Origin of the sequence: Prosthecobacter sp., from assembly GCF_046154365.1 — a bacterium.
Lineage (GTDB): Bacteria > Verrucomicrobiota > Verrucomicrobiia > Verrucomicrobiales > Verrucomicrobiaceae > Prosthecobacter.
This window is the reverse complement of the sequence record NZ_JBJXFV010000084.1, coordinates 1-13,737: the sequence shown is the minus strand read 5'-3', so window position 1 is coordinate 13,737 and position 13,737 is coordinate 1. Positions and strand designations below refer to the sequence as shown.

The window sequence follows — 13,737 nt, the reverse complement described above, 5'->3', positions numbered from 1 at the left end:
CTGCGATAATGCGCGACGCCTTCATTCGAGACATCAATGCAGATCGCATCGAGCTGACTGCCGGTCAGGTCGGCGAAATCGAATGCGTAGCGCATCACTACATCCATCTCCGCACCAAACCCGCCCTTCTTCTGAATGTCGGCCGCAGGATCATACTGGGAAAAGATGCGGCGCTGCCGATTCACGGCGGCTTCATGCTCAGGCGTGAGCTTGAAATCGGCAGCATGCAGCGCAGCCAGCGGCGCGAGCAGCAGGGCGGTGAGGAGTGGGAGGGTGGGTTTCATTTCTCAGAGCTTCTTGCCGTTCATTTTATACTGCCGCTTGCCTGGCCATAGATGCCGCCCTTTTCCTCAACGGGCAGTCTGGGTTTGGACGCCTGCGGCCTGTCCTCAGCTAGCCAGTGATTGTTTTCGAAACGGAAGGTCTCCGGCGCGGTGCCTGCGCCGATGTTGATGTCGGTCTGGACCTGGGAGCGGCGGAAGGTGATGCGGTTGTCTTTGATGAGGACGTTGCGGCAGGGGGCGAAGCCGGGTTGTTGCGTCTCTTGCAGAATGCGGAAGATCCATTTGCCGGGATACCGGACGGTGTTGCCGACAAACTCCGCGCCATCGACGCCCACAAAAGCCGCGGCGCAAGGGCTGCCTTCGATGGTGTTGTTGCGCACGATGAGTCGGGCCGCCTCATGCTTGGCGCCCTGCGGTCGGAAGTAAGCAAGGCCGGTGGAGCCACCGAGATTGATGGGACGCTCGCCGGCGTTCGTGAAGTGGCATTTCTCGACGATGATGTCGCTCGTGCCGCCTTTGAGTTGGATGCCAGCGCTGGCGCTGAAGCCTTCCTTGCCGATGAAATGGCAGCCACTGATGAGCGAGCGATGACAGCCGACGAAGTCGATGCCTTGCCCGCCCCAACCGGTGATGGTGCATTCGCGAATCGTCGCCTTGTCGAGCCCGGAGCACTTGATGCCGTCGTGATTGCCCTTGGGACCGATGTCACTGACTTCGATGTGCTCGAGCGTGATGCCGGTGACGGGATGCGCCAGGTCGCCGCCGTCGTCGAGATTGAGGCCGTTCTCGCTCTGCCCGCTGATGCGAAGATGTCGCAGCGTCAACTCCGCGCAGCGTGAGAAGTGGAAGCCGGATTTGCCCCCCTTGAACACCGGCGGCTGTTTGGGATCGAGCGCCTCAATCGTGATTCCTTCGATTCCAGAAACGCTGTGGCCGCCGGGATACTCACCGGGACTGACTTTAAGCGTCGTGCCAGGTCTCAAAGCGCGCAGAGCGGAGCGCAGTTGGGCGGCATCACGGACAATGATCTCCTCGGCTCGCAGCGCAGCCAGTGGCGCGAGCAGCAGGGCGGTGAGGAGGGTGGTGAGAATGAGTCGGCAAAAAGATTGGCAGTAGAAAAATGGGATTGGGGTCTTCACGGTTTGGTTGGCGATCTTTCTGTTGCGAAATGCGTGGCTGATCAGCGGCTGAGCCTCCAGCTACTTTGCTTTGAGCCGCGCGTTGAGCTCCTCGGCTGTCCACGGTGTTTTGCGGTCGGCGGTGGCTTGGCGGACGGATTCGATGGCTTTGGCGGGGACGGGCTTTTTCCAGCGGTGCCAGCGTTCGCCGACGTAGTTGAGGACGCTGGCGATTTGTTCGTCGTTATAGACTTGGGCGAGCGGGAGCATGACGCCTTCGCCGTAGGTGACGCCGTCGATGGGGCCGGTCTGGCCGTGGAGGAGGATGCGGGCGAGGGTTGGGATGTTGCCGTTGTTTTTAAACCAAGGGCTTTGCGCGATGGCGGGGGCGAGGAGTTTGTCGCCTTGCTTGACGCCCTGGCCGTCGGGGCCGTGGCAAGCGATGCAGAGAGTCTGGTAGATTTGCTGGCCTTGCTTGGCGGAGGTGCCGAGTTCGGCGAGTGAGGCGGTGGCTTTGTCTTTGTCGATGAGGGCGGCGAGAAGCGGCTGTGTGGGTGCTTTGGTGGTGAGAGCGGGGGGAATGGCTGCCTTGATGCTGTGGTAGGCGAGATAGACCTGCGCGAGCACTTGTGGATCAGGGTCATTGCTGAGCGTGGCGAGTGCAGCTTCGACCTCGGCATCATGCTTGGCGAGCAGGCTCTCGCTAATCTGCACCGCAGCACGGCGGACGCGGGGTTGTGCGTGCTTGAGGTTGGCGAGCAGCACGTCTTTGGGCAGGGACGTGAGGCCATCGAGCGTCCAGAGGGCGTGGATGCGGGCGTTCGTGTCGCTGTGGTCGCGAGCGATGGCCTCGAGATGTGGAGCGGCATGGAGGTCATGTTTGTTCACCAGCAGCATCTGCGCGGTGTCACGCCACCAGCCGTTCGGATGGGCGAGGTGGGCGGTGAGTTGGACGCAGTTTTCATCGAGCATGCGTGGCTGTGGACCTGGCTTTTTGCCATCTGGCACGAGGCGGTAGATGCGGCCGTGACGCACCACTTTGGTCATGCCCCACTTTTTAACACGCTGATAACGCTCCACCCAATCGACGAGCTTGTCTTTGCGATAACCTTCGACGTAACGCGCTTTGATCTCCGCACTGACCACGGTGGGGAACCACTCTTTTTCCTGAATGATGCCGCGATACATGTCGGCAATGTAAAGGCAGCCATCGGGGCCGTTTTCCGTCCACACAGGGCGAAAATAGGCGTCGGCGCTGCGGATGAACTCGCTTTGCGGATACGCATTGTGCGCCATGGCGAGACCGTCTTTCCACTCAAATCGGCTGAGGCGGATGAAGCGGCCCACGGGCTCACAAGTGGTCATGTGGCCGTAATATTCCGGCATCAGTGGGCTGCGCAGAATGGTCTGGCCACAGCAGGCGGAGAAGTTGGTGAGGATGTGCTGCTTGTCGAAGTTGTAACCGCCGGAGGAGTCGTCCCACACCTTGCAGATGGAGTAAGGCGTGCCGTAGCCCTCGGCGTGCTCACGCACACGCAGCACGGGATAGCCAGCAGGGAGTTGGAAGCCCTGTGCGGGGTTCGCCCCACCCGCACGCGTGCCGTAGAGTCGGCCATCGTCATCACGGGCCAGCCCCCACTGGCTGAAGCGACCGTCGGGGTAGTTGATGGGCTGCAATTGGCCATCATCACGCAGACGAAAACGCACGTCATTGGTGGCGATGACGTTGTCGATGTTCCACAGAATGCCGGTGCGCTGATGCTCGATGTTGCTGCTATCGGGGCCGGTTTTGAAAATGAGTTCCTTGCGGTCAGAGACGCCGTCTTTGTCGTCGTCAAAGTAGGACCAGTAAGAGCTATCGCCCGTGAAGCTCACGATGACGCGGTCTCCCATCGGCAGGACCGTGCGCGGCAGCAGCGCGTTGTCGATGAAGACGGTGCGCTTGTCCATGATGCCATCGCCATCGGTGTCCACCAGCTTCACCACGCGGCTGACAGGCTTCATTTGATCCGTGGCAAACTCATCCTGCATGTAAGTGCGCCACTCGCAGACATAAAGCGCGCCATTCGGATCAAACGCGAACGACACCGGCTCTTCCACCATCGGCTCACTGGCCACGCATTGCAGATGGTAGCCCTTAGGCACCTCAATGGTCTTGATGGCTTCCTCGGGTGAGAGGACCGGGAAGGTCGTGTCGGGGTTCCAGCCGTGTTGCGACACGTCAGCGGCGAGGAGGTGAATGCGGAGGCTGGCGAGAAGGAGAAGGATCGGCAGACGGGTGAGGATGCTATTCATGAGAGATTGGCTGGGCGTGGGACTGCACTCCTACGCAGAGATGCAGTGACTTTGTGCAGCCTCGGATATCCTGATGCGCTTCCGTTGCAGAAAGCCCCACAGGAAATAACGTGGCTAGAAAAGGCGGAAGAATGGGGGCAGAAGAATCTAAATCCATTCTCTTGCCCCATTCTCCTGCCTATTTCTGGTTCATCTGATTTTTACCGATATCAGGATTTATGAGCCTATTCAATCACACTGACATCCCTGAAGCGCAGCGGTGTTTTCACCGGAACCATCTTCGTTAAATCCAACGACTGCCGATGGGTGATGACATAGATGCCGGTGAGTTTCAGCGGGTGGTCGAGACGTCCGTCGGTGGTGCCCTTCCACTGGCCCTGGCCGCTGCCGGGTTCGACGTGCTTGATTGGCGAGTCGTCGGTGAGGGGAAAGCTCATGAAGCACCAGCCATCGAAATCGAGGGCGCTGTAGTTGCCCCAGTCGCCGCCGTCGTAGCCGCCGGAAGAGCTGAAGCGTTCGCCTTTGGCGTCTTCGATTTCCCACATGATGCGGCCCCAGCTGCTGTCGCCTTTCACCCACATGCTAATGGTGTGCGGCTTGCCGGGAATGGGAGCGGGCGTTTTCAATCTCAGCGCGGTGTATTCGCCAACGACGGCGGGCAGTTCGCCGCTTTTTTGCAGCGCGACTTCGATGCAGGGGCCGTGCTCGGGATCGTTCTGCTGGCTCAGGGTGAACTTGCCGGGCACGCGGACCTTGGTGGTGAGTGTGGGTTCCTCGGCGAGTTGCCAATCAGTGGCGGTGTCCATTTTGGCGACGACTTGTGTGCCCGGCGGTGGTGATTGCTGCGGGAAACGTCGTGTGCCTGCGGTGATGCCTTTGATGGCGACTGGGCTGGTGAAATAACTCACCGCGCTCGATGCCGTGACGATGAGCCGCTTGTCCTTCGATGTCTGCTCGCGTTGCTCACCATAGAAACTCGTGAGTGTGAGTGTGCTGTCCGCTGGCAACTCCACTTGCATCTCGCACTCGCCGCGCGTCGTCCACACGGCATAGACGTGCTTTTTGCCGCGCGTGAACTCCAGCGCGTGGGCGCTCGATGAGCCCGTGTCGAGCTGGCGCGTGAGCTTCACGCCGTCGAGCACCTTCGTGAGTGTGGCCTGGGCGACATAGGCTGGCTTTGGGTAGAGCAATGGCTGGCGCTGGCACAAGCCGCCCGCGCCCCACAGCGCATCGTAGTAGGCATTGCCCACGTCTTCGATCACGGCGGGCGAGACAGTCGGAAAACGATGCGCGAGGCCGATCATCACATCACGGGCATACCACTCGGCGGCTCGCTGTGGATCGAGATCGCGTTCGGGCCGCGAAGTGAACTCGAAGCAGCCCGCCAACGGAATGTCGTAGCCGAGCTTCCGCGCTGTCTCGCCCATCAGCCAGATGCCGCCGGAGGTGTGCGGACTGAGCTTTTCGGGCGCGATGGTTTGCCCGGTGGCCTCGCTGCCGAGGTAGTCGATCAACTCACGCGGAAAGCCACGCCGCAGCATCACGGCGATCATACCGATCGATCCGCCGGAGTTTCCTGCGATGATTTTGAGCTGAGGAAACTTGGCGCGGAAGAACTTCGCGCCGCGCAGACCGAGTTCGTAGAGTTCATCCTCGCGCTGCGCGAGCGCGGCATCCTTCGCCACATATTTCTCGTCATACAGCTCCGGCGGATAGGCCCCGGGATCGTAGCTTTCGTGAAACAGATCGACATACTGGCAATGCGGGAAGCGCCGGAGCATCTCGGTGATGTCCTTCTCCGCGCGCGCCTCGGCAGAAGGCCAATTTTGCAGATCCACGAGCCGGAAGGGCCACTTGATTTGATTCAGCGAGACCTTCCACGGTGCGAGTTCGGGCTCCGAGTCTTTGGTCCAGAAAAACGTTGTGCGCCGCATCCCCGCCTTGTGCAGAAGCGGTCCGGCGATGGCGGGATCGCGCGTGGTGTAATGAACTCCATTGAACCACCACGTGCCAAAAGGCGATTCGTAGCCCGCTGTGCGTGTGTCCTTGCCGACTAGGGCAAGCGCGGCCTCGTGTTTCATCAAAGTTTCACCGCGTTCGTCATTCACGCTGATGCGCAGCCCGTACCAGCCGAGTTGCGGCATCGTCAAAGGCAGCGTGATGTCCGTCTCTGCACCTGCGGCATCGAGCGACACCGCTTTCTCCTGCGTGGCGAGTTTCTTGCCATGCACATCTCTAATTTCCCAGCGCAACACGCCGTTCACCGGCTGCACCGCACGCAGGCTCACGGTGGTCTCCGGCATTTCGTCGTTGTGGAAGATGTTGCCGGGTTGCGATTGCTTCAGCCGCAGTTCCACGGGTGATTTTTCCAAGGTCGCGCCGAAGACATGCACCGCGCTCGTCGATGTCGCCAGCGGCATGCGGCGGCGATCAATCTGCAATTCAAGACCGCCCATTTTGCCGAGAAACTCGAAGTCGAGATACGGCCCGATCTTCATCGCGGCGTATGGGTCCTTCGTGTCCGCCAGCAGATCGAGGATGTCGCCCGCCTTCAAATCCACGCGCACGAGATACAGCGGCACCGTGGTCTTTTTCTTGTCGGCGCTCACGTATTCCACGGTGCCCACCTGCTCGATGCCCGCGCCCGGTTTTTCATCGCCTCGCGGCAACGTGAGCGTCGTATCCGCGATGGCACCGCCACGGCCCTGAGTGCCAAAACGCGTCAACCGCGTGGTCAGCACCGCGTCCTTGTTCGCATCCGGCTCCACTGCGCACAGCACCCAGGCGCGATGATAAAACGCCTGCGGCACCGAGAAGTGCAGCGACTCCTTCATGCCATCCAGCGACGTGCGCGAGGTGAACTCATTCGTCTCCAGGAATCGCGGCCCCTGCATCATCTTCGCCTCGCCGACGTCCGCATTGGCCGCGCCATCAGCCACCACCATCGGCACCGCTTTGATCTGCTGCATCCCCGGTTTCAGCGACACACTCGCCTCCTTCATCACTCCAGGCCGCGCGCTGCGCTGCACATCCAGCGGCAGAAACATGCCACTGTCCGCACGCGAGAACGTCCGCTCGCCACGCACCTCGCCACCCGCTTCCAGCTTGAAACTCACCTCCGTGAGCCGCGCCTCACTCGCCACGCGACCACAGTATCGCCCATCCATCCACAACTCCGCGCCTCCCGCCTCCGCCCTTACCTCCATCGGCACCCAGCACTGCGAAGCCGCCGGCAGCGTGTCCCACACCTTCGCCAAGTCCGCCTGCTGCGCCTCCGTGTAGCGCGAGAGTCGCGGCCGACTGTGATACTCAAACCGCAGGCCCGCGCCGGTGAACTCGATCCATCCATCCGCCATCGGCACCGTCTCCGGCACCTTCTTGCCATCCTTCTTCACCGTGCGCTTCAGCGTGTCTGCCTTCACCTCGCCGAGCAGCGTCTGCATCTTGCCATCGGTAAACTTGAACATCACCGCCACTTTTCCCGCTGCGCCGATGCGGAACTGGGCGCTGAGAGCATTGGCATCGTTGAGCGGTATGGTCTGGGCGTTGAGGGCGGATGTGATGAGTAGAAGAGCAGCGTAAGTTCTGAAAATGCTCATGGGGTTAGTAGGTGATATGGGTTCAGGACAAGAGACTGCAAAACGCATGGGATGCCTATTTCCGATCCAGCTTCTCCTGCTCCAGTGACTTCTTGATGGCGTCGTTGAAGTTCTTTTGAAACTCCTCGGGACTCAGCGTGATACCGGTGGTCGCTTGGCGCGAATACTCGCCACCTTCCCAGCGCAGGTTCCGGATCTCCCTCGGTCCTTGCCAAGCCTTGCCATCTACTTTCACTTTCTGACCGTCCTTTACGACCTCGCCCTTGGGGCTGATGCTGAACTCGGTGACGATTTGCCAATTGGCAAGCGGAGCAGTGACTTTGGGATCAGTGGCGATGAGTTCGCTAAGCTTCACGGAGACGGTCTGCCATTCATTGGAGGCGCTGAGCTTTTTGACTGCTGTGTAGTCAACTGCGGGTTTGCCGGGCATCATGGCGCCCCATGCGTTGCAATTGCAGGTGAGCACGAGCTGGTTATCGGTCTGACATTGGATTTCAAAGTGCAGCGTCGCCCCGTCCGGGCCGCGCCATTTGGTATCCTTCAGCTTGCGCGTGGTGGCTGTCCACAAAGGCGGATGCCCCCAGTTCAGCAAATACCAGTCGTGCCAGCCGCGTGCGCCGTCATCGATGAGCCGTTCGGGTTTGTCCGTTGCCTTCACGTTGGCCTCCTGCAACTTCGCTGGTGCGCCTGAGAGCATGCGGGAGCTGATGGCAAAGACGGCGCTGCCTTCCTGCCCCGCCTTCTGCGGTCCGGTCTGGTATTGAGCCGGGGTATTATAGATGACGTTGGCGTAGGCGAAGATCGGCTGATCGAGATTCATCACCGGGCAGGGCGCGTTCCATTGGTTGCCCGTCTTCGCAGCCTTCGCATCCCGCCAGAAGCGGGTGAGCGCATGCGGGTCGAGCGAGTAATAAATTTCCACGCGCTGGACGGGCTGCGAGTCATCTGGTGTGACCGTGAGGTGCGGCACACCGTCGGCGGTCTTGAGATCCAGCACCATCTGCGGCGTGCGCGGCATCTTGAATGCCGCACCTTTCAAGTGCTCCTCAAACCACAGGTATTCGCTGATGGCGTGCTCGTCTGTGTGACGGTGGTTCAGGTGCGGAGTAATGCTGAAGCGCAGGCGCTCGTCGGGCACGTTGCGCCAGTTCCACGCCATGTTGTCGATGTGCGCGTGGAAGTCGTTCGTGGGCGAGAGCCACAGCACCGGGCAGGTGATGAGTGGGATGTAGGCGTTGTCGGAAATGCAGGCCAGCTCCATGGACGTGCGCTTCGTTCTGCTGCCGCCGGGCACCACGTCTTCGTTTTCCAGAAGGTCGCCCGATCCGCCACACGATGGCACCGCTGCTTTGATGCGCTTGTCGATTCCTGCGAGATTGGTCGTGAGCTTGCCACCCATGGAATGCCCATGCGCACCGATCCGCGTCGCGTCCACTTCCGGCTGCTGCTCCAGAAACGTGATGGCGCGGCGTGCAGCCATCAACACGAGATACCAGTTACTGTTCCGCGGCGACTCGACGGCGTCGAGCGTGTATTCATCCGGCGTGAGTCCGCCCGCGAAGTGGTTCGTCTTGTTGCGCTGTGGAGGATGCGTGGCATCGAGTTTGCCCCAGTCGGTCTGCGGGCCATTCCAGGTCTCCTGGCCGAGTCTCATCTTGTTGCCGCCCCAATTGATCGAAATGCCCGCATATCCGCGCTTCGCGTAAGTCACCACGCTGTTGAGCGAAGCTGACTGCCCGCCACCGTGCATTTCGACGAGCGCTGGCAGTTTCGTTCCACCTTTTGGAAAGGCATAAAAAGCTGCAACCCGAGACGGCGCGCCTTTAAAAACTCCGACCTGATAGCGAACGATCCGGCAGACTACCCCATCCAGTTCCCACTCCTTGAGGATTTCGTTTTCGAGCGGGTCTTTTCGCGGATCAAAATCAGCCCAGAGTTCTGTGACTGATTGCGGTGGCTCAGCGGCCGCTAGGGTTCCGCAAGAAGCGAGAAGAGCTGAACACAGGAGAGTACGAGATCGATTCATGAAGTGGGTTTCTGGACGGGCAACTGGATGCAAAGGAGGATAAGCCTGCATATCTTTCGGTAATGCATCGCATTGCGCGTCAGTTTGTGAGGGCAGCCATCACAAAGAGCGGCATCAAGGCCTGACGGGCCTTTCCGAGAGATACTCGCGCACCGCAGCGGCGAGATTCGCACCGACGGCTCGATAGCCTTCGGTGGTGCTGTTTTTGTAGTTCCAGATGGTTTCCAAGCACAGGCTCACCGTGTGCGGATTGCCATTCATGCTCACCCAGTTCGCGCTGATCTGACGCCAGAGCGGATGATACGCTGGTCCGGTGGTTTTGGGTTTGTTGCTCATGGGAATGAGCGGCTTGATCTTGCTGATGCGGCCATAGGCCAGCTCGATGAAGCGGTCCCGCAGGCCGATCATCGGCTCCTTCAGCGCGCTGCTTTCGAGGATGTAGAAGAACGTGGGATCGCCCGGCGCGGGATTGTGCAGATCAAGGAAGACATCCATGCGGCCTTCCTGGATCAAGCCGCTCACCTGCTTCTGCGCGGCAATGACTTCGTTCCAGTGCGGCTGCGGTGACCAGTCGCGATTGTGATCCTGCGGCTGCGCGTCTTTGCCGCCGTTGCCTGTCACGGTGTTGTCGATGTCCATGATCGGCACCAGGAAAATCTCCGCATGCTGTCGCAACCACGCCGCATCCTCATCATCGCTGAGCAGCCATTCGCCAAAGCCCTGCGCCACCCAGCTCGATCCACTCTCCCACGCATGTTGCCGCGCCTGCACCCACACGCCAAAGCGCTGCGCCGGGGTGCGTTCGCCCTCCTGCACATGCAGCATCGGCACCGCGCGACCTTCGCGTGAGTGACACAGCTCCTCAGCTTTTGCATGGGGCGACTTCTCGTTCATCGCATGCACAAATGCCGCCGCCGTGCTTGGCGTGTAAGGCGGCCCCCAAGCCACCAACACCGACGTCGTCTCCGCTTTGATCGTGTAAGTCATCACATCGCCCTCCTTCACGCCTTTCTCGGTGTGCAGCCATGCTTTGCCATCTGTGGAAAACGTCGCCATCTCCGGCATCGCCCAGGAGGGCGCCAGCGGTTTCACCAAAGGCCCACCCGGCATCGAAGTCACCGCCGTCGAGCCACGCAGCCGCAGCTTGATCGTCTCGCCCGGCGTGATGCCATTCACTTTGAAATACCACCAGCACGGCCAGCCACGCGTCGGATCACCACCGGGCATGAAGCTGATGCTCCGAGCTGTTTGGTCGATCTCCACCACGCTGACGGAAGCGCCTTCGAAGTTGGACTCGACGGTGATGTCGGCCGCTGTGGAACTTTGGCAGAGAAAGATTGATGAGAGTGCGAGGGCAACGACGAGGGGTTTCATTTTGGATCTCTGGGAAGAAGAATTATCCCACGGATTCAGGGCGACCACGGATTGGAATACAAAATCATATCATCCGTGGTCGTCCTGAATCCGTGGGAAATATCAAAAGGGACTACTTCAACGAATCCAAATACTCCAACAAATCGGCGGACTCTTGAGCTGTCATCGTTTGCAAGAGACCTTCGGGCATCATGGAAACGGGTGCGGTGGTGGTTTTGGTGATCTGGGCCGTGGCGATCTTTTCGGTGAGGCCACCGGCCACTGTCAGTGTGAGTTCGGTGTCGGTGCGGGCGGTGATGAAGCCGACTTTGCTGTCACCGGTTTTGAGTTCAAGGGTCGTGAGTTGCCATTGCGGGTCGATGAGCTTCGACGGGGTGAGTATCTGCTCCAGCATCGCCGCGCGGTTCCATTTCGTGCCGATGTGGCTGAGGTCGGGCCCGAAGTCGATGCCGACTCCGTTGGCACGATGGCAGGCGATGCAGACGCCGGAGAACGAAGTCTTGCCGCGTGTCGCATCGCCTTTCATGGCAAGCAAAGCGGCGGGTTTGAAGTCGGGGCCGAGGACTTTGCGGCGTTGGGACTCGGGGAGGAATCGCTCGAACAAATCGCGACGCAGCGGCTCGGTGATGGCGCTGCCTTTGGCGATGGCTTGGGCGCGGAGGTCGGCGCTGAGTTTGTCATCGAGGATGGCGAGCAGCACGCTGAGGGCGCCGCTGTTGGTGGCGAGGAGTTGATCGAGTTGCGTGCTGTCACCTGCCTGGAGTTGGGTGAGCGCTTGGTCTTCGGCTTTGCGCTGCGAGATGGTGGCGGCGGTGAGGTCGCGTGCCTTGTTGCCCATGCTGGCGATCCAATCGCGCACGACGAGCAGGCCGCGATCATCGACAAGGTGGCTGCCGAGGTAGGGCATGTGCCCGCGACCAGCGGTGGCCATGCGATAAAGCAGCACACTGCGCGCTGGATCACCGCTGGCGATGACTCGTGCATCAGGCAGGCCGAGATCACCTTGCACGGGCTTGGTGTCGATGAGTTTGGACTCTTTCAGCAGCGCCTCGATATTCATGTAGCTCGGCACGCCGCCGCCGCTGTTGTAGCGATGACAGACGCTGCAATTCACATGCAGGTAGCTGCGAGCGCGGACTTCCAAACTGCCCTCGGAGCCGTGCGGATCGGCGAATCGCGGCTCTGTGGGCGTGAGGCCGAGGCTAGTGAAGACATCGAGCTGATCGCCCTGCTCATGCGGCGTCGTGCGGTCGAGTTGCAGCGCACTGAAGCTCTGCGCAAAGCTATTCATGAGCGTGTGACAGCGGGCACATTCACTGCGGCTGTAAAATCGCCAACGCTGCTGCATCTGGCCGCCAGGCGCGGCTTTGTCCTTCACGGTGAAGGTTGCTTCGTCGCCTTGCTTCGGCACGAGTTCGGCGTCGGTTTGTTCGGCGTTCCAACGATAGCTATACGTGCCCCACAGGCTGCCATCGAAATGCAGGATCTGCGTTTCAATGCGGCGGCGCGTGGCGGGATTGCCGCGCTCCAGGTCGAGCGAGTAAGTTTTCGCCAGCACAGCTCCCGCAGGGAATCCCCAGCGGCCACGCAGCACCACACCCTTGGATTCCTCGGCCACAGTGACGCCCGATTGATCAGGAAAGGCAGCCCAGCGTTGCGCGACCGCGTGATCCGCCCAGCGCGGCGCATTGATCTCGTAGGGCAAGACGCCGGGCTCGGGCGATTGCTTGAGCGTGTCGCTAAAGAGTCCGGTTTGACTGAGCTTGCGCGGAAAGTTGGAGTTCTGCCCTGAGCGCGGATTTCTCGCCAGTCGCCACAAGCCGCCACCGCTATGATCGACGATGTTCAACTCGCCATCGTGGCCGATGCTGAATCCCGCTGGCATGAGCGAGCTGCGCGCGAGTTCGCGATGCTCGGTGACTTTGTCGCCCTCCGTGCGCAGCGACCAGAAGGTGCCCATCTGCCAGTCGCCGTAGAGATACGCGCCCTTCAACTCGGGCAGCTTGTCGCCGTGATAGAACTCACCGCCAGTGATGCTCGCAGCCTCTTCATGGGAGTGCGCGACGAGCGGCGGCAGGATCGGCGATGGGCCACGCACACGATCTGGCCGCACGTCTTGCTTGCCGCCCTCGGTGATGCTCCAGCCGTAGTTGCCACCACGCTGAATGCGATAAATCATCTCCCACAACTCCCAACCGACATCACCGACGAACAGCTCGCCATTCTTGGGATTGAAGCTCATGCGCCATGGATTGCGCAGTCCATAGGCCCACACTTCACCACGCGCTTTCGGCACATCGACGAAGGGATTGTCCTTCGGAATGCTGTAAGCGCGATCTGCCTCAGGATGATCGACATCGATGCGCAGCACGCTCGAAAGCAAGTCGCTGATGTCTTGCCCGGTGACGCTCGAATCCGGCGGGTCAGGCTTGGTGCCATCGCCCGTGGAGATGTAGAGCATGCCATCGGGGCCAAAGCGCAAATTGCCCCCATTGTGACCACCGGCACGCCACGAGATGACCTCCTTCGCGCTGCTGAGATCAAGCTTGGGCGGTGATTCATCGGTGACGCGGAAGCGCACGATGTGTGAGCCATTTTCGCGGAAATCCTCGCCCTTCAAGTCCTGCACGATCCAGGTGAACACGAAACGGTTCTCTTTGAAGCGCGGATGAAACGTGAGCGCAAACGAACGAGCGATCTCGCGATCAAACTCGGCGAGATCGCCGAAGAGATCGGCTTTATTGCTGCCAGGAACGAAGGACAACATTCGCCCTGTCTCTTCGAGCACGATTAGTCGATCACTGCCAGGCAATGGCGTGACATCCAGGGGCTTTTTGAACGTCAGCTCCGGATAAAGCCGCTCCACGACATAAGGCGGCGGTGGCTCTGGTGTTCCGTGAATGCGCGAAGCCGTCCACGGCACACGCTCCTGAGCAAGCGCGCAGGTCGAAACAAGCCACAGATGGAGAAAAATGGAGCGGATCATTGAAAAGTGGTCCGCACAGTCCTCTGTGCGGTTCTGAGTCAGTGAACGTTCGCGT

The 13,737-nt window shown here is 60.3% G+C and carries 7 protein-coding genes; all 7 read right to left on the bottom strand.

What is annotated here, in order from left to right; translation table 11 throughout:
- Positions 1–284: hypothetical protein (locus tag ACKVY0_RS11110; protein WP_409214885.1), on the bottom strand; the 284-nt coding region annotated here is incomplete at its 3' end.
- 20 nt (positions 285–304) lie between these two features.
- Positions 305–1,423 (bottom strand): right-handed parallel beta-helix repeat-containing protein, encoded by a 1,119-nt coding sequence (locus tag ACKVY0_RS11105; protein ID WP_409214884.1) that lies wholly within the window; start codon positions 1,421–1,423, stop codon positions 305–307.
- Positions 1,424–1,483: 60 nt separating this feature from the next.
- Positions 1,484–3,697, bottom strand: coding sequence for a c-type cytochrome (locus ACKVY0_RS11100; protein WP_409214883.1), 2,214 nt, complete (start codon positions 3,695–3,697; stop codon positions 1,484–1,486).
- A 224-nt stretch (positions 3,698–3,921) separates the two neighbouring features.
- Complete coding sequence (locus tag ACKVY0_RS11095) at positions 3,922–7,296, bottom strand: hypothetical protein (protein WP_409214882.1); 3,375 nt, start codon at positions 7,294–7,296, stop codon at positions 3,922–3,924.
- A 55-nt stretch (positions 7,297–7,351) separates the two neighbouring features.
- Positions 7,352–9,322, bottom strand: a complete 1,971-nt coding sequence (locus ACKVY0_RS11090) for an acetylxylan esterase (protein ID WP_409214881.1) — start codon at positions 9,320–9,322, stop codon at positions 7,352–7,354.
- Between the two features lie 114 nt (positions 9,323–9,436).
- Positions 9,437–10,696, bottom strand: a complete 1,260-nt coding sequence (locus ACKVY0_RS11085) for a M14-type cytosolic carboxypeptidase (protein ID WP_409214880.1) — start codon at positions 10,694–10,696, stop codon at positions 9,437–9,439.
- Between the two features lie 112 nt (positions 10,697–10,808).
- Positions 10,809–13,682 carry a PQQ-dependent sugar dehydrogenase gene (locus ACKVY0_RS11080; protein WP_409214879.1) on the bottom strand — a complete coding sequence of 958 codons (2,874 nt, stop codon included), beginning with the start codon at positions 13,680–13,682 and terminating at the stop codon, positions 10,809–10,811.
- Between the last annotated feature and the right edge of the window lie 55 nt (positions 13,683–13,737).

Coding starts and splice junctions, on each gene's coding strand:
- ACKVY0_RS11100 (WP_409214883.1), bottom strand. CDS start 3,697: ATGAATAGCATCCTCACCCGTCTGCCGATCCTTCTCCTTCTCGCCAGC.
- ACKVY0_RS11095 (WP_409214882.1), bottom strand. CDS start 7,296: ATGAGCATTTTCAGAACTTACGCTGCTCTTCTACTCATCACATCCGCC.
- ACKVY0_RS11090 (WP_409214881.1), bottom strand. CDS start 9,322: ATGAATCGATCTCGTACTCTCCTGTGTTCAGCTCTTCTCGCTTCTTGC.
- ACKVY0_RS11085 (WP_409214880.1), bottom strand. CDS start 10,696: ATGAAACCCCTCGTCGTTGCCCTCGCACTCTCATCAATCTTTCTCTGC.
- ACKVY0_RS11080 (WP_409214879.1), bottom strand. CDS start 13,682: ATGATCCGCTCCATTTTTCTCCATCTGTGGCTTGTTTCGACCTGCGCG.